General features: G+C 61.7%; 12 protein-coding genes. 7 read left to right on the top strand and 5 right to left on the bottom strand.

Features of this window, described 5'->3' with window-relative positions:
- Position 1: 1 nt before the first annotated feature.
- The 5 genes from parE (at position 2) to ND528_RS18745 (ending at position 6587) form a co-directional block, all read left to right on the top strand.
- Positions 2-1909: a DNA topoisomerase IV subunit B gene (parE, locus tag ND528_RS18725; RefSeq protein WP_024011346.1), complete on the top strand. Its 1908-nt coding sequence runs from the start codon at positions 2-4 to the stop codon at positions 1907-1909.
- Complete coding sequence (locus ND528_RS18730) at positions 1909-2898, top strand: esterase-like activity of phytase family protein (RefSeq protein WP_122881201.1); 990 nt, start codon at positions 1909-1911, stop codon at positions 2896-2898. The genes parE and ND528_RS18730 overlap by 1 nt, the downstream gene beginning before the upstream one ends.
- Positions 2895-3419 (top strand): retropepsin-like aspartic protease family protein, encoded by a 525-nt coding sequence (locus ND528_RS18735; protein WP_071174225.1) that lies wholly within the window; start codon positions 2895-2897, stop codon positions 3417-3419. Before ND528_RS18730 ends, ND528_RS18735 begins: the two co-directional genes overlap by 4 nt.
- A 7-nt stretch (positions 3420-3426) precedes the next feature.
- Complete coding sequence (gene parC, locus ND528_RS18740; protein WP_130909839.1) at positions 3427-5691, top strand: DNA topoisomerase IV subunit A; 2265 nt, start codon at positions 3427-3429, stop codon at positions 5689-5691.
- A 185-nt stretch (positions 5692-5876) separates the two neighbouring features.
- Positions 5877-6587 carry a PqiC family protein gene (locus ND528_RS18745; protein WP_024011350.1) on the top strand — a complete coding sequence of 237 codons (711 nt, stop codon included), beginning with the start codon at positions 5877-5879 and terminating at the stop codon, positions 6585-6587.
- Positions 6588-6935: 348 nt separating this feature from the next.
- On the opposite strand, the gene ND528_RS18750 is transcribed toward ND528_RS18745, so the two are convergent.
- Positions 6936-8447: an AhpA/YtjB family protein gene (locus ND528_RS18750; RefSeq protein WP_130902880.1), complete on the bottom strand. Its 1512-nt coding sequence runs from the start codon at positions 8445-8447 to the stop codon at positions 6936-6938.
- Between the two features lie 134 nt (positions 8448-8581).
- Between ND528_RS18750 and serB the strand changes: the two genes are divergently transcribed.
- A complete protein-coding gene (serB, locus tag ND528_RS18755) occupies positions 8582-9796 on the top strand; it encodes a phosphoserine phosphatase SerB (protein WP_041477650.1) in 1215 nt (404 codons plus the stop codon).
- A 103-nt stretch (positions 9797-9899) separates the two neighbouring features.
- On the opposite strand, the gene ND528_RS18760 is transcribed toward serB, so the two are convergent.
- The 4 genes from ND528_RS18760 to ND528_RS18775 all read right to left on the bottom strand — a co-directional run bounded on the left by ND528_RS18760 (position 9900) and on the right by ND528_RS18775 (position 14989).
- Complete coding sequence (locus tag ND528_RS18760; protein ID WP_263470896.1) at positions 9900-11648, bottom strand: molecular chaperone; 1749 nt, start codon at positions 11646-11648, stop codon at positions 9900-9902.
- A gap of 66 nt (positions 11649-11714) precedes the next feature.
- Positions 11715-12575, bottom strand: a complete 861-nt coding sequence (gene asd, locus ND528_RS18765; protein ID WP_024011354.1) for an archaetidylserine decarboxylase — start codon at positions 12573-12575, stop codon at positions 11715-11717.
- Positions 12575-13408, bottom strand: coding sequence for a thiosulfate sulfurtransferase (rhdA, locus tag ND528_RS18770; protein WP_263470897.1), 834 nt, complete (start codon positions 13406-13408; stop codon positions 12575-12577). Before rhdA ends, asd begins: the two co-directional genes overlap by 1 nt.
- Positions 13409-13450: 42 nt before the next feature.
- Entirely contained in the window at positions 13451-14989 is a 1539-nt protein-coding gene (locus tag ND528_RS18775) for an HDOD domain-containing protein (RefSeq protein WP_263470898.1), read from the bottom strand.
- Positions 14990-15155: 166 nt separating this feature from the next.
- Here ND528_RS18775 and motA point away from each other — a divergent pair, with 166 nt between their 5' ends.
- Positions 15156-16007, top strand: a complete 852-nt coding sequence (gene motA / locus ND528_RS18780; protein ID WP_024011357.1) for a flagellar motor stator protein MotA — start codon at positions 15156-15158, stop codon at positions 16005-16007.
- Positions 16008-16009: the final 2 nt, after the last annotated feature.

Raw genomic sequence — 16009 nt, forward strand, 5'->3', positions numbered from 1 at the left:
TATGGCCACTCCCAGCGCTAGTTCTTATAACGCCGACGCCATCGAAGTCCTCTCGGGCCTCGACCCGGTGCGCAAACGCCCCGGCATGTACACCGACACCAGTCGGCCGAACCACCTCGCCCAGGAAGTCATCGACAACAGCGTCGACGAAGCCCTGGCCGGCCACGCCAAATCGGTGCAGGTCATCCTGCACGCCGACCATTCGCTGGAAGTCAGCGACGACGGCCGTGGCATGCCGGTCGACATTCACCCGGAAGAGGGTGTGTCCGGCGTCGAGCTGATCCTCACCAAGCTGCACGCGGGCGGCAAGTTTTCCAACAAGAACTACCAGTTCTCCGGCGGTCTGCACGGCGTGGGTATTTCCGTGGTCAACGCGCTGTCCACCGAAGTGCGCGTTCGCGTCAAACGTGACGGCAACGAATACCAGATGACCTTCAAGGACGGCTTCAAGGCCTCCGAGCTGGAAATCGTCGGCACCGTCGGCAAGCGCAACACCGGCACCAGCGTGTACTTCGCGCCGGACCCGAAATACTTCGACTCACCGAAATTTTCCATCAGCCGCCTCAAGCACGTGCTCAAGGCCAAGGCTGTGTTGTGCCCGGGGCTGCTGGTCAGCTTCGAGGACAAAGGCACCGGCGAGAAAGTCGAGTGGCATTACGAAGACGGCCTGCGTTCTTATCTGGTTGATGCGGTCAGCGAATTCGAACGTCTGCCGAACGAGCCGTTCTGCGGCGCTTTCGCCGGTAATAAAGAAGCGGTCGATTGGGCACTGTTGTGGCTGCCGGAAGGCGGCGACGCGGTACAGGAAAGCTACGTCAACCTGATCCCGACTGCGCAGGGCGGCACGCACGTCAACGGTCTGCGTCAGGGCCTGCTCGATGCGATGCGCGAGTTCTGCGAATTCCGCAGCCTGCTGCCGCGCGGCGTGAAACTCGCGCCGGAAGACGTCTGGGAGCGCATCGCTTTCGTCTTGTCGATGAAGATGCAGGAACCGCAATTCTCCGGCCAGACCAAAGAGCGTCTGTCTTCCCGTGAAGCGGCGGCGTTCGTTTCCGGTGTGGTCAAGGATGCGTTCAGCCTGTGGCTCAACGCCAACCCGGAAACCGGTCTGGCCCTGGCCGAACTGGCGATCAATAACGCCGGTCGTCGCCTCAAGGCGAGCAAGAAAGTCGAGCGCAAACGCGTCACTCAAGGCCCGGCATTGCCGGGCAAACTGGCTGACTGCGCCGGGCAGGACCCGATGCGTTCCGAGCTGTTCCTGGTCGAGGGTGACTCCGCCGGCGGTTCGGCCAAGCAAGCGCGGGACAAGGAGTTCCAGGCGATCCTGCCGTTGCGCGGCAAGATCCTCAACACCTGGGAAGTCGACGGCAGCGAAGTGCTCGCCAGCCAGGAAGTGCACAACATCGCCGTGGCCATCGGCGTCGATCCGGGCGCGGCGGACATGAGCCAGCTGCGCTACGGCAAGATCTGCATCCTCGCCGACGCCGACTCCGACGGTCTGCACATCGCCACTTTGTTGTGTGCGCTGTTCGTCCAGCATTTCCGCCCGTTGGTGGATGCCGGTCACGTCTATGTGGCGATGCCGCCGCTTTACCGTATCGACCTCGGCAAAGAGATTTACTACGCCCTCGACGAGGCCGAGCGCGACGGTATTCTCGATCGCCTGGTGGCCGAGAAGAAACGCGGCAAGCCGCAGGTCACCCGATTCAAGGGTCTGGGCGAAATGAATCCGCCGCAACTGCGTGAAACCACCATGGACCCGAACACTCGGCGTCTGGTGCAGTTGACGCTGGGCGAAGACTTCGCCGAAACCTCGGAAATGATGGACATGCTGCTGGCGAAGAAACGCGCCGGTGACCGCAAATCCTGGCTGGAATCCAAAGGCAACCTCGCCGAGGTGCTGGCCTGATGCAGTTTGGCTGGGCCTTGGCGGGTGCGTTGCTGCTGAGTGCGCTGAGCGTGTCGGCCGAGCCGCTGCAACAATTGCGGCTGCTTTCCGAACACCCGGTCGAAGGCATGCGCGGCGGTAACCTGTCGGGTCTGGCCATGTGCGGCAATGAGCTGTGGACGGTTTCCGATCGCGATGACGAGCAGATCTATCGGCTCGATACCCGTGATCCGGTCTGGCAGGCGCAAACCGTGCACATCGACGTGCCGCCCGTGCCGGAGAGCGGCTTGCCGTGGGGTTTGAGTTCGCGCACCTGGGCTGCATCGTTCATTCGCGGTGGCGATCTGGATTTTGAGGGCATCAGTTGCGACAGCGTAGGCAATCGCTACATCGTCAGTGAGGCCCATGCGGCGGTGTTGCAGGTGCCGGTCAGTGGCCCGGCGAACTGGCTGAAAATCTCGCCGCTGCTGGTTCGCGAAGCGCGGGCGAGCGGCCTGCTGCTGAAGTTCAATTCGATCTTCGAAGGCCTGGCGATCAACCCGGCCGGTGATCAGATATGGCTGGCCGCCGAACGGCAAAAGCGCGGTTTGCTGCTGATCAAGCGCCAGCAGACGGTGTGGGATTGTGACGGTCGCTGTGTGCTGCTCAGTGAGGGCGGCAAGGAGATGCAGCCGCCACAGTTTCCGAAAGCGAAAGCGGTTCATCGCGACTTTTCCGACATTTCGTTGTTTAACGGCAAGCTGTTTACCCTTGAACGCAACGCTTTCGAGATCTGCCGTCGCGATGCACAGACGGCCAAAGTCGAGCAATGCTGGTCGTATGCCGGCGAACTGTTGCAGGAACAACGTCGCTACTCGCAGAACTACGGACTGGAGGAAGCGCTGATCATTGATGCCGAAGGTGCGTGGATCGGCGTCGACAACAATTTTGGCCCGCGTGCTGATGGCGAAGTCCGCCCGGTGGTCTGGCGCTTTGCCGCGCCGGACGGTGGCTGGAGTGCCAGGCCATGAGCCAGCAACCGCCGGGCAAGCGTGCCGGTCGGGTGTTGATGATCCTCGCCTGGTGCGCGGCGCTGTTTCTCGCGACGCGGTTTTTCGGTCAGTGGGAACAGCGCCAGCAGAACCCGAATATCGTGGTCACGTCGGAGCAGGGCGAAGGTTTTATCGAAGTGAAACTGGCGAGCAATGCCCAAGGGCATTTTGTCGCCAGCGGCCAGATCAACGGCGAACCGGTCGAGTTCATGCTCGACACCGGCGCGACCGATGTGGCGATCCCGGCGGATCTGGCCAAGCGTTTGAAGCTGCAAGAAGGTTTCGGCGTGACCCTGAGCACGGCCAACGGCCTGAGCCAGGGCTATCGAACGAAGATTGCCCGCCTGCAATTGGGCGACATCGTGCTGCGGGATGTCCGCGCACTGGTGGCGCCGGGGCTGCATGGCGATCAGGTGCTGCTCGGCATGAGCGCTCTGAACAAACTTGAATTTACCCAGCGCGGTGGCACCATGCTGCTGCGCCAGACAACGAACCGATGAGGCCCGCATGAGCGACTCCCTTGATCTCAGCCTGGACGGTGTAGAACGCCGATCGCTGGCTGACTTCACCGAAAATGCCTACCTCAACTACTCCATGTACGTGATCATGGACCGCGCCTTGCCGCATATCGGCGACGGCCTGAAGCCGGTGCAGCGGCGTATTGTCTACGCCATGAGCGAACTGGGGCTGGACGCCGATTCCAAGCACAAGAAATCGGCGCGTACCGTCGGCGACGTGCTCGGCAAGTTCCATCCCCACGGCGATTCGGCGTGCTACGAAGCGATGGTGCTGATGGCGCAGCCGTTCAGCTATCGCTACACGCTGGTCGACGGCCAGGGCAACTGGGGTGCGCCGGATGATCCCAAGTCCTTCGCCGCCATGCGTTACACCGAAGCGCGGTTGTCGCGCTATTCCGAAGTGCTGCTCAGCGAGCTGGGCCAGGGCACCGCTGACTGGGGGCCGAACTTCGACGGCACCCTGCAGGAGCCGCTGGTATTACCGGCGCGCCTGCCGAACATTCTGCTCAACGGCACCACGGGTATTGCCGTGGGCATGGCCACCGACGTGCCGCCGCACAACCTGCGCGAAGTCGCCACCGCCTGCGTGCGTTTGCTGGATGAGCCGAAAGCCACGGTCGAGCAGCTCTGCGAACACATTCAGGGTCCGGACTATCCGACCGAAGCGGAAATCATCACGCCGCGTGCCGACCTACTGAAGATGTACGAAACCGGCAAAGGCTCGGTGCGCATGCGCGCCGTGTACCACGTCGAGGACGGCGACATCATCGTTACCGCGCTGCCGCATCAGGTCTCCGGCGCCAAAGTGCTGGAGCAGATTGCCGCGCTGATGCAGGCCAAACCGTCGAAAGCGCCGCAGATCGCCGATCTGCGTGACGAATCCGACCACGAAAACCCCTGCCGCATCGTAATCATTCCGGTCAACAGCCGCGTCGATCACGAAGCGCTGATGCAGCACCTGTTCGCCAGCACCGAGCTGGAGTCGACCTACCGGGTCAACGTCAACATCATCGGTCTGGACGGCAAACCGCAGCTGAAAAACCTGCGTGCGCTGCTGGTCGAATGGCTGGAATTCCGCGTGCTGACCGTGCGTCGCCGCCTGCAATTCCGCCTCGACAAGGTCGAACGGCGCCTGCACCTGTTGGACGGTTTGCTGATCGCCTACCTCAACCTGGATGAAGTGATTCACATCATCCGTACCGAGGAACACCCGAAAGCCAAGCTGATCGAGCGTTTCGCCCTCAGCGAGATTCAGGCCGACTACATCCTCGACACCCGCTTGCGTCAGTTGGCGCGACTGGAAGAGATGAAGCTGCGCGACGAGCAGGACGAACTGCTCAAGGAACAAGCCAAGCTGCAAGCCCTGCTGGGCAGCGAAGCGAAGCTGAAGAAACTGGTGCGCACCGAGCTGCTCAAAGACGCCGAAACCTACGGCGACGACCGCCGTTCGCCAATCGTCGAGCGCGCCGAAGCCAAGGCGCTGACCGAACACGATCTGCTGCCGAACGAAAAAGTCACCGTCGTGCTGTCGGAAAAAGGCTGGGTGCGTTCGGCCAAGGGCCATGACATCGACGCCACCGGTCTGTCATACAAGGCCGGCGATGGCTTCAAGACCTCGGCGGCGGGGCGCTCCAACCAGTTTGCCGTGTTCATCGACTCCACCGGCCGCAGCTATTCGGTTGCTGCGCATACCTTGCCGTCGGCCCGTGGTCAGGGCGAACCGTTGACCGGCCGTCTGACGCCGCCACCGGGCGCCTCGTTCGAATGCGTGCTGATGCCTGAAGACGATGCGCTGTACGTGATTGCCTCCGATGCCGGTTATGGCTTCGTGGTCAAAGGCGAAGACCTGCAAGCGAAGAACAAGGCTGGCAAGGCGCTGTTGAGCTTGCCGAACAACGCCAAGGTCATCGCGCCGCGCCCTGTGGCCGATCGTGAGCAGAACTGGCTGGCCTCGGTCACGACCGAAGGTCGCCTGCTGATCTTCAAAATCAGCGATCTGCCACAATTGGGTAAGGGCAAAGGCAACAAGATCATCGGTATCTCCGGTGAACGCGTGGCCAGTCGCGAAGAATATGTCACGGACATCGCCGTCCTGCCGGAAGGCGCCACCCTGGTGTTGCAGGCTGGCAAACGGACCCTGTCACTGAAAGCCGACGACCTCGAGCACTACAAAGGTGAGCGTGGACGGCGCGGAAACAAACTTCCGCGGGGCTTCCAGAGGGTGGATGCGCTGCTCGTCGAAAACCTCAATTAGGCGAGAACGCCTTCCTAGAGCGTTCGATCTGCGATTAAACGCGTAGATCGACGCTTTGGCGCTGGAGTCGGAACGCATATTCACGGATGATATGGCCTTTCAAGCGCCGGCGTGGCCGAGCGTTCTTCATATTTATTGAGTATTTTCACTGTGGTCAGCCTTGTGGCGGCCACCTGGACGGGATGATGACTGCTCTACGCCCCCTTATTTTGTTGCTCGCCGGCGTTCTTGGCCTGGCGGGTTGCAGCGTTCACCAGCCGGTGTCGCTGTACCAACTGGACAGCGGAAGTCCGGTTCAGCCTGCGCAAAGCGCAGGCATGGCGGTTTTGCTGGGGCCGGTAGTTGTTGCCGATTACCTGCAACGCGAAACCCTGCTGCAACGTCAACCCGACGGTAGCCTGCAAGCAGCGACCGACGGTCGTTGGGCTGGCAGCCTTTCGTCGGATATCGATCAGTTGCTGATGCGTCAGGTCGCCGGTCACCTGGACAGCCAGCGTGTGGTGCTGGCGCCTGCTACTGCCGGATTCACGCCGGATGTGCAGGTTCTGCTGACCATCACCCGTCTGGATTCCGGGGCAAAACAGCCGGCGATTCTCGATGCGCAGTGGCGTTTGATCGATCGTCGCGGCAAGGTGCGTGATAATCGCATCATTCACCTGCAGGAAACGCACGCCGGCAGCACCGCGTCCCAGGTGCAGGCACAAGGGGTTCTGTTGCAGCGTCTGGCCGAGCAGCTGTCGGTGGCGCTCAAGCCACTGGCCAACCAGCCGCCAGTGGCCGAGGCACCGCGCAAGGCCGCGCCGAAACCCGCAGCGCCAGCGGCGGATGCCGAGAAGCAGCCGAAGATTCCGATGGCCTCGCCGATTCGTACCGATATGGAAGTGTTTCGCTTCTGAGGCTGGAACGCGTCAGAACAGAGCCCGCCTTGTGCGGGCTTTGTTGTGTCTGGAGGTGGGGTGGAAGATCCAAAGCCCCTCACCCTAACCCTCTCCCGGAGGGAGAGGGGACCGATTGGGGGATATTCGATAGCTACACCGACGTGAACGCGCGGAGGTGAATCCATAATCGCCAAGATCTGTCAGGTCGACATATGGCGCCAGACACCTCGGTCGGTCCCCTCTCCCTCCGGGAGAGGGCTAGGGTGAGGGGCTTTTCAGGGGTGCGCACGATTCCAATAACACCGCGCACAAAAAAGCCCGCAGACAATCACTCATCTGGGGGCTTTTGCGTATCGGGCCTAAGCCTTACGCCCGGCGCTCATGCATCCGCGCCAGTTGCCGTTCCAGCATCGACGGATAAGGCTCCATCAACCGCTCCACACAGCAAGCGCCCTCAGGGCTGGCGATCGGCCGGATCCGCGCACGCTGGCGGATCAACGCGTCATCGCTGATCTTGCGTTCAACCAGCAGCAGATTGCGGCTGTGTTGCGACAAGGCCAGTGCATCCTGGGCCGAATCGGTCAGCAGCAGATCAATCTGACTCAGACCGAACAACTCATCGCCCAAGGTCAGGCCCAACTGCAATTGCAGGGTGATGCCGCTGTCTGCGACCTCGATCTGCAACTGATGACCCAGAGCACGCAGCAGTTCGCCGCAGCAGATGGCATTGGTCAGGTAATCGTCGCCGCAATCTTCGGTGTGGAACAGCAACAGCGTGCTGCCATCGTTGAGGGTTTCGATTTCGCCCTGATACAGCGAAGCAGCCTGCTCAAGGCAGTCGCGATAGCGTTCCTGCAATTCTTCCAGACGTGCGCGAGGCAAGCGGCGCAATTGTTCCTGCGAACCCAATTGCACGGCCAGTACGGCGGTATGCTGCGGAACGTCAGGGCTCGGTTTGCGCGTGAGCGGTTGGACGGCGCCGTTCAGCGATTCGTCGCGCAGGTCGGCGAAGGCGTCATCGTCATCATCGTCTTCGACGGTGCTGACCAGGTGACGCGGCGCCGGTTTCTTCGCGGCCAGCGGGCGGCTTTCGTCGAAGCTCGGATCACGCAGGTTACGCACCTCGAATTCCGGCTCGTCTTCTTCCTCGGCGAATTCCGGCTCGGGTTCAGGTTCAGGCTCCGGTTCCGGGGCGTAGCTGGCGTGCAGCTGGCGCGCCAGATCGCCGATTTCATCCTGGCGATCGATGCCCGGTGTATGCGCGTCGATGCGGCGCAGCCACACGCGCAATTGCAGCAAGGGCGTCGACAGATAACGGCCCATGCGCAGGCTCAGAGCCAGCGACAGTGCCAGCAGAATCGCACTCAGAATGCCCATGCTTTGCAGGCTGATGGTCATTGGCTGCTGGAACTGATCCATGTCCAGGCTGATGCGCAGTTGCCCGGCAGTCACGTCCTGGAAAGTGATCTTGCTCTCATACATGCCCTCGGCTTCGCCCAGCAGGCTGTGCTTGGGACGCTGACCGGACTCGGCGAGGATGCGGTTGTCCACACTGTAGATTGCCGCGTGGGCGACCAGTTTGTTCTTGGTCAGATTGTTGAGCAGCACGTTGAGGCTGAGGATGTCGTTGGACACCAGCAGCTCGGTGGCGGAGGTGGCGGTCTGCGTGGTCAGGCTTTCGCCCAGCGCATCGGCCTGCTCGTGCATGGCCTGCTTGAATTGCAGCCCCATCACCCCGGCATAGATCACCAGGGCCAGAGCGACCAGGATCACGTTGTGGCTGGCAATGCGCAATGCAATCGGTACACGGCGATGGCGCAGTGCACGGAAGATCAGCAGGAAGAAGTTATCGGTTTTGACTGGCGTGGGCCGGTTCACTTGAGCTCGGCTCTTTGTCCGTGAAGTTGACGCGCAGTATAGCGACAGGCCCCAGACCGGCAAAGCGCTCGCGGTGCCCGATGGTCACTGAAAGTGGGTAGAATGCGGTTTTTTTCCAGTTGCGGGGGTGCGCGTTGCGCGAAATCGTCCTGATTAACATCACGGGAGTCGACCGTCCGGGTCTGACGGCGGCCATCACCGGTGTTCTGGCACAAGGTGGTGTGAACATTCTCGACATCGGTCAGGCGGTGATCCACGACACCCTGTCGTTCGGCATCCTGGTTGAAATTCCCGATTCCGAACAGGGCAAGTCAGTGCTCAAGGACATCCTGTTCAAGGGCTACGAACTGGATCAGCAAGTGCGCTTCACCCCGGTATCCGAAGAGGATTACCAGCAGTGGGTGGGCAATCAGGGCAAGAAGCGCCATATCGTTACCCTGCTGACGCGCAAAGTCACCGCCGGCCAATTGCAGGCGGTCAGCGCGATCACCGCCAAATATGGCTTGAACATCGACCATATCGACCGTCTGTCGGGGCGCATGCCGCTGGACACACCGGCCGACAAGGGCAAGGGTTGCATCGAGTTTTCCGTGCGCGGTGAAGCGGCCGATCCGCAGGCCTTGCGCGCCGAATTCCTCAGCGTTGCCCAGGAATTGAACGTCGATATCGCCTTCCAGGAAGATTCGCTGTTCCGTCGCAACCGGCGACTGGCCGTGTTCGACATGGACTCGACGCTGATCGAAGCGGAAGTCATCGATGAGCTGGCCAAGGCGGCCGGTGTGGGTGATCGTGTTTCGGAAATCACCGAGCGCGCCATGGCCGGCGAACTGGATTTCCGCGCCAGCTTCAAGGAGCGTCTGGCGCTGCTCAAGGGCCTCGACGTCAGCGTGCTCGACTCGATCGGCGCCTCGCTGCGCCTGACCGAAGGCGCCGAAACCCTCTTCGCCGAACTCAAACGCCTCGGCTACAAAACCGCCATCCTGTCCGGCGGCTTCACTTATTTCGCCAAGCAGCTGCAAGCCAGGCTTGGCATCGACTACGTGTTTGCCAACGAGCTGGAAGTGGTCGACGGCAAGTGCACCGGCGTGGCGATCGAGCCGATTGTCGATGCGCAGCGCAAGGCTGACTTGCTCAAGGAACTGGCGCACAAGGAAGGTCTGCGTCTGGAGCAGACCATTGCCGTCGGCGATGGCGCCAACGACTTGCCGATGCTGGCGATTGCCGGGCTGGGCGTGGCGTTCCGCGCCAAACCGCTGGTCAAGCAGTCGGCGAAGCAGGCGATTTCAACGCTGGGGCTGGATGGCGTGTTGTATCTGCTGGGCTTCCGCGATCGCGACGGGCAGCTCTGAGATCTCCATAAGCTGATCTGGCCTCTTCGCGAGCAGGCTCGCTCCCACGGGAAACCTCATTCCAGTGTGGGAGCGAGCCTGCTCGCGAAGGCCGCGCCTCGGTCTAGAGCGAATTCCACAACGAATCAAAATCTTCCTCACCCCCGCCATTCTGCGCAGGATCCAGCGAGCGATAGGCGAACTGGTTGAAGCTGTGCGTACTCGCCACCCGCCGATCCAGCCCGGCGCGGTGTTCTTCGCCCTGGGTGTTGATCAACACCTTGTTGCCTTCCTGAAAGGGCAGGCGCGGCGCAAGTACGGTCGCTGGCAAATCGATCGCACTGATTTCCGGCAGTAATAAGCCGCGCAAATACTGGCTGTGATCGTCTTTCGTTCGCACCAGTTGCAAGCCGCACGGCTGCGCGTGTGGCGCGACCAGTTCAATGCCTATCTGCGTGCCGCTGCCGCGCACCTGGCGGATCCAGCGAATCACCGCAATGCTCCAGCCTTTGCCCTCGCTGTCCTGAATGCCGAGCATTTCCCCGGCCTGCAATTCGGCCGGCACTTCGCTCGGCCAGGCCAGGCAATAGCCGCCGGGGCTATGGTTGATCACCGGCAAGGCGTAAGTCGGATAATTCGGCGCGTTCCCGGGGCCTTCTTCTTCGCTCAACTGGTCGTACTGGATTTCCTCGTACGGCAACAGCTCATCGTTACTTTGCGGGGCAGCGTCGAACGCCTGACTCCAGCTGTCCTTTTCGCCCTTAACCACCACGCTGCTGAAGTTTGCCGCGCGGGCACCGGGATGTTTGAGCAACTCGCTGAAGGTGCGCTCGCCGCCGAGGTAGAAGTGCAGGGCGCTCATGCCAACGCACACGGTCAGCGTGCCCTGGCCGGCGATGCGTTGAAAGCTGCGTTCGGCCGCTTGGCCCCAGGTAGCGTGCAGATGTTGCAGGGTGTCGACGCTGAGGCCTGCGGAAACGGGTAACGGGGTCGAGGTGGACTGGTGCAGCAGGTGCGTTTCGAGCTGTTTGACCAGCAGTTGCGGATCGAAGCCCAGCAGCCCGTTCTGTTGTTCGCTGCGAAACATCTTGCGGTAGCGCGGGCCGACATCGAGTTCCGGGCTGATGGCGAACAAACTGTCGTCGGCGCTGCCGGGATGCAGTTTGAGCAGGGCGCTCCACGGCTCGATCACCTCGGCCAGCCGGGCAATCTGGCTCTGGCGCAATTGATTGCAACGGGCACAGCCCAATAGCAGCGCGGCGATGTAGGTCTGTTCGACGCTCAGTTCGCTGGTCAAAAAGGCCAGATCATCGCGCAGCCGCCGTTGTTGCAGCTGAAATTGCGCCGCGCTGCGATACAGCTGGTGCAATTCGAACCACACATGTTCCGGCGGAGAACTGTACAACTGCGTGGCGCGCACCAGTTGCGCCTTGAGGGCATGCGCCGCGCGTTGCAATGCGGTGCTGACCAACGTCGCGCGGTCCTTGCTGTATTTGGGCAGTATGCGCAGAACGATCTGTTTATAGCCGATGGCCAACTGACCTTGCAGCGCCTGACACAGGTTGCTGACCTTGCGCGAGCGCTCGTCGAGCATGATCGCCTGATGGAGAAAGTGCCGTTCCAGATGCTGGCAGACGAAATACACCTCGGGCCGCAGCAGTTCCAGGAGTTGCAGGCGATTGTCGCTGGGAGTGAGCAACAGGTTCAGTTCGCCGAGGCCTTGATAGAGCAGGCGGGCGGTTTCGCCGATGTTGGCCTTGGGCAGGCCGGCGATCCAGCGCTTGAGATCACGCGGGCTGGCGTCGCAGAACGAGAGACGCGTTTGCGTGGGAATCGGAGCGCGCAGCTTGGGAGAAAAGTTGGTCTGGCTCATGACCAAAACCATAGCAGCAAATGCCGCAGTTTGCGGAAGCAGCGTCGGCTGCTTCCGCGAACAGGGTCACGCTTTCGGCAGCGCCAGACCCTGGCCCATCTGCACTGGCGAGCCGGCCACCAGTTCTTCGGCCCACTTCACCTGATCCGGACCAAACAGCACGATTGCCGTCGAACCGAGCTTGAAGCGCCCCAGTTCTGCGCCTTTTTCCAGATGAATCGGTGCGCGTGCGGCTTCGTCGTAGCGGAAGGTTTTCAGCTCGCGCTTCGGTGGTGTGACCAGACCGGCCCACACGGTCTCGATCGAAGCGACAATCATCGCGCCAACCAGCACCACGGCCATCGGCCCGCGTTCGGTGTCGAAAATGCACGCCACGCGCTCGTTGCGGGCGAACAGCTCCGGGACGTTTTCGGCAGTAGTCTGGTTCACCGAGAAAATGCGGCCCGGGATGTAGACCATTTCGCGCAGGGTGCCGGCCAGCGGCATGTGCACGCGGTGGTAGTCCTTCGGCGACAGGTAGATCGTGGCGAAGTCGCCGCCCATGAACGGCGCTGCGTTGGCCGCATCACCGCCGAGCAATTCGAGCACGCTGAAACTGTGGCCCTTGGCCTGGAACACGCGACCGTGCTCGATCGGGCCGAGCTGGCTGACCGCACCGTCGGCCGGGCTGAGGATCGCGCCCGGGGTTTCGTCCAGTGGACGCGCGCCGTCTTTCAACGCACGCGTAAAGAATGCGTTGAAGTGCTCGTAAGCAGTGAGGTCTTCGACCAGCGCTTGCGACATGTCCACTTGATAACGCTTGGCGAACCATTGGGTGAAGGCATTCTTGAACCAGCGCACGCGGCATTCGGCGATGCAGCCGGCCAGGCGCGACAGCAGGTGATGCGGCAGCAAGTATTGGCTGAGGATAAACAGACGCTCTTTCATTAGTTGTCCTTGGAAGCTTGAATCTCGACAGGCGTGTCGGGGTGGTTGCCCCATTCGCCCCAGGAGCCGGCGTAGCCCTTGACCCGCGGATAACCGAGGGATTTGGCCACCAGATAAGTGAAGCCCGACCGGTGATGGGTCTGGCAGTGGGTAATGATTTCCTTGTCCTTGGTGATCCCGAGGTTTTCGAGGATCTGCGGCATGTCGCTGCGGATGCGCAACTGACGCGTCTGGTCCATGCCGGCGGTCCATTCGAAATTGACCGCGCCGGGGATGTGTCCACCCTTGGCAGCGAGGACTTTCTCGCCGGAATATTCCAGCGGCCCGCGCGCGTCCCAGATCGCCAGATCGGCGGCGCCGAGACGGCTTTGCAGGTATTCGCGGGTGGCGGTCGGTTCATCGTGCAGGGTCAGCGAGACCGGGCCACCGACAACGGGTGGTACCTGGATCGACATCGGCATACCGTCCGCCAGCCAGGCCGGCAGACCACCGTCTATATAGTGGTACTTGTCGTGGCCAATGACATCGAGCAGCCAGATGAAGCGCCCGGCCCAGCCACCGCCCTCATCGTCATACACCACGTAGACCGCATCTTTGCGATGACCGAGCTCACCAAACAACGCTTCCAGATCGGCCTTCGCCGGCATCAGCCCGGGCGCCGGTGGCTGGCCGAGCTGGGTGCGTTTCGGGTCGACAAAACGTGCGCCGGGCAAGTGACCTTCGGCATACCGGGCAGGGCTGGTCAGGTCCACCAGAATCAGTTCCGGCGACTCCAGACGCGGCAGCAGGTCGCTCGGCTCGATGACAAGCGGCAAGCCAGAGAAGTCAGACATGTGAGGTCTCCAGAGCACAAAGGGGAGGATTGTAGCGCAGGCTCATTGGCCGCGGCTGCTAAAGCTGTGCAGGGCTTTTTCGATGCACTGCGCGGTTTTGCCGAAGGCTTGTACGGTGATGTCGGCGAACGGCCCGCCGCCCTGATCGGCAACGACAATCATGATCACCCGGCCGTTGTTGACCAATGAACGCAGGAACAGATGCTCGCCGCGAAACAGCGTGCGCAGGCTCGCCGGTAACAAGGCAGAGAATTGCACATTGTTCTCCGGCGAGATCCGCACCTGCGCCTGCTGAGCGAGCAGGCGTTGCAGGACCTTGCTCTGGCTGACGACAAAACTCAGCGCCGCCGCATCCTTCGGCAAACCGGCGGTCTGGTGCACGCGCAGGGTCGTGTGTGTGCGGTCGGCCATCAGAATCATCACCCGGCGCATGCCGCTCGCCACCAGTGCCTCGCGGGCGGCGACGGTCAGGCTCATGGCATTGGTGAAGCGGCTGGGTTCGGCTAGCAGTTCGGCGCATTGCCGACGCCACTGGCCCAAGTCATCCGCATTCGGCGCTGCGGCCGGGAGCATGCCGGCCGGCAAGCGACGAGTGCCCCACGGCCAGATCAGCGAAACCGCCGGGTGCCACAAATCAGGCATTGCATGCTGACGCGCGCTGTTCGCCGCTTGCTGGTGCAGCTGTTGCTGCACTTCGTCCATGGAAATCTGCAGATACAGGCTGGTCAGATACTGCCAGCGCTTGCTGTGCGGACTGTCCCAGGCCTGTTGCGCCGACAGCGCCAGGCCGTTGGCGAGCAGCACCGTATTGGCCGGTTGGTTGAGCCAGCGCCGCAGCGTCGGGTCATCGTCGAGGCGGTTCTGCTGACGTAGCGGGTGCTCGCTGTCACGGGCGATGCGCAGGACTTTGACCAGTTCGCGTTGTTCGCCGAGCAGCAATTTGTAGCCTTGCTCGACCCAGATCGGCAGATGCCAGGCCTCGACCAGTGCCTCGGCAATCTCCAACAGGCGCACGCCGAACAATTGCTTTTCGACCACCCGCGCCGACTCGCCCTTGTGGATCACCCGCAGTTCCCACTCCTCAAGCAACTGCGGATAGGTCAGTGCCAATGGCCACAGCGGCGACAAAAACAGCAGACTGCCCCAATGGATGTCCTGCCACAGCCGCGCCAGGCGACTGGCAAAAAAACCGTTGGCCTGCTGTGTCGCGTGTTGGCTGATCAGCTGCAATTGGCGCAAAGCCTTGGGGATCTGCCGGTGCGGTTCGGCGGGCAGGCGCGCGAGCAGTTCTTCGGTGCGCGCCAGGCCCAGGCGATTGATCGCCACCTCGAGATTTTCCGCTGGCGCGGCCATGGTGCCGTGGGTGTGACGATTCGCCTCACGGATGATGCTCAAGGCCAGCGCCGGGCTGTCCTGCATCAGATCGGCGATGTCACGCAGCGAGCTGCGGTTGTCGCGGATCGCCCGGCAGACTTTGTCGTGAGCCTCTTGTGGTACGGGCAGGCGGACGCTGTCGAGCAGCTTGACCCAGCCGTCGAGGGTGGTCGGTTTTGCGTGTGGGACGTTCGTTTCATTAGCCATGTCTGGACGAGATCTTCACTGACTGTAGACGCGCCCGGCATGGGCTAAATTGGCTTTTCGCCTGAACTGGCTATAGTCTGGCGCAGTTTTGCCGATAAGTAGAAGAAGAGATTTTTTAACTTCCGAATATGACCTTGAACCCGACTTAAACAAGTACCTTCTACCTATGGCTAAAATTATCGGCATCATCGTCGTATTCGCGAGCGTGCTCGGCGGATACGTGCTCTCCCACGGCAAGATTGCCGCCCTGATCCAGCCCTTCGAGGTGATGATCATCGGCGGTGCGGCCCTCGGTGCATTCCTCCAGGCCAACCCCGGTTACATGACGATGCACGTGCTCAAGAAATCCCTGAGCATGTTCGGTTCGCGCTTCACCCACACCTTCTACCTGGAAGTGCTCGGGCTGATCTACGAGATCCTCAACAAGAGCCGCCGCGAAGGCATGATGGCCATCGAAGGCGACATCGAAGATGCCGCCGCGAGTCCGATCTTCGCCAAGTACCCGGCGGTGCTCAAGGATGAACGCATGACCGCGTTCGTCTGCGATTACCTGCGCATCATGTCCTCCGGCAACATGGCTCCGCACGAACTGGAAGGCCTGTTCGACATGGAACTGTACAGCCTCAAGGAAGACCTCGAGCACCCATCCCACGCAGTCAACGGCATCGCCGACGGCATGCCCGGTTTCGGTATCGTCGCGGCGGTACTCGGTATCGTGGTGACCATGGCCTCGCTGGGCGAGGGCGACCAGGCGTCGATCGGTCTGCACGTGGGTGCGGCACTGGTCGGTACCTTCTTCGGTATTCTCGCGGCGTACGGTTTCTTTGGTCCGCTGGCGCATTCCCTGGCCCACGATGCCAAGGAAGAGCTCAACGTCTACGAAGCCATCAAGGCCTCGCTGGTGGCTTCGGCGTCCGGCATGCCGCCGTCGCTGGCGGTCGAGTTCGGGCGCAAGGTTCTGTACCCGGCGCACCGTCCAAGCTTCGCCGAGCTGGAACAAGCGGTTCGCGGTCGCTAAGT

It is taken from the genome of Pseudomonas mercuritolerans, assembly GCF_025706525.1.
GTDB lineage: Bacteria > Pseudomonadota > Gammaproteobacteria > Pseudomonadales > Pseudomonadaceae > Aquipseudomonas > Aquipseudomonas mercuritolerans.

What these genes read in the sequence shown, in the direction of transcription:
- ND528_RS18730 (WP_122881201.1), top strand. Translation starts at nt 1,909, where the DNA reads ATGCAGTTTGGCTGGGCCTTGGCGGGTGCGTTGCTGCTGAGTGCGCTG.
- parE (WP_024011346.1), top strand. Translation starts at nt 2, where the DNA reads ATGGCCACTCCCAGCGCTAGTTCTTATAACGCCGACGCCATCGAAGTC.
- ND528_RS18775 (WP_263470898.1), bottom strand. Translation starts at nt 14,989, where the DNA reads ATGGCTAATGAAACGAACGTCCCACACGCAAAACCGACCACCCTCGAC.
- rhdA (WP_263470897.1), bottom strand. Translation starts at nt 13,408, where the DNA reads ATGTCTGACTTCTCTGGCTTGCCGCTTGTCATCGAGCCGAGCGACCTG.
- ND528_RS18760 (WP_263470896.1), bottom strand. Translation starts at nt 11,648, where the DNA reads ATGAGCCAGACCAACTTTTCTCCCAAGCTGCGCGCTCCGATTCCCACG.
- asd (WP_024011354.1), bottom strand. Translation starts at nt 12,575, where the DNA reads ATGAAAGAGCGTCTGTTTATCCTCAGCCAATACTTGCTGCCGCATCAC.
- ND528_RS18745 (WP_024011350.1), top strand. Translation starts at nt 5,877, where the DNA reads ATGACTGCTCTACGCCCCCTTATTTTGTTGCTCGCCGGCGTTCTTGGC.
- parC (WP_130909839.1), top strand. Translation starts at nt 3,427, where the DNA reads ATGAGCGACTCCCTTGATCTCAGCCTGGACGGTGTAGAACGCCGATCG.
- ND528_RS18735 (WP_071174225.1), top strand. Translation starts at nt 2,895, where the DNA reads ATGAGCCAGCAACCGCCGGGCAAGCGTGCCGGTCGGGTGTTGATGATC.
- motA (WP_024011357.1), top strand. Translation starts at nt 15,156, where the DNA reads ATGGCTAAAATTATCGGCATCATCGTCGTATTCGCGAGCGTGCTCGGC.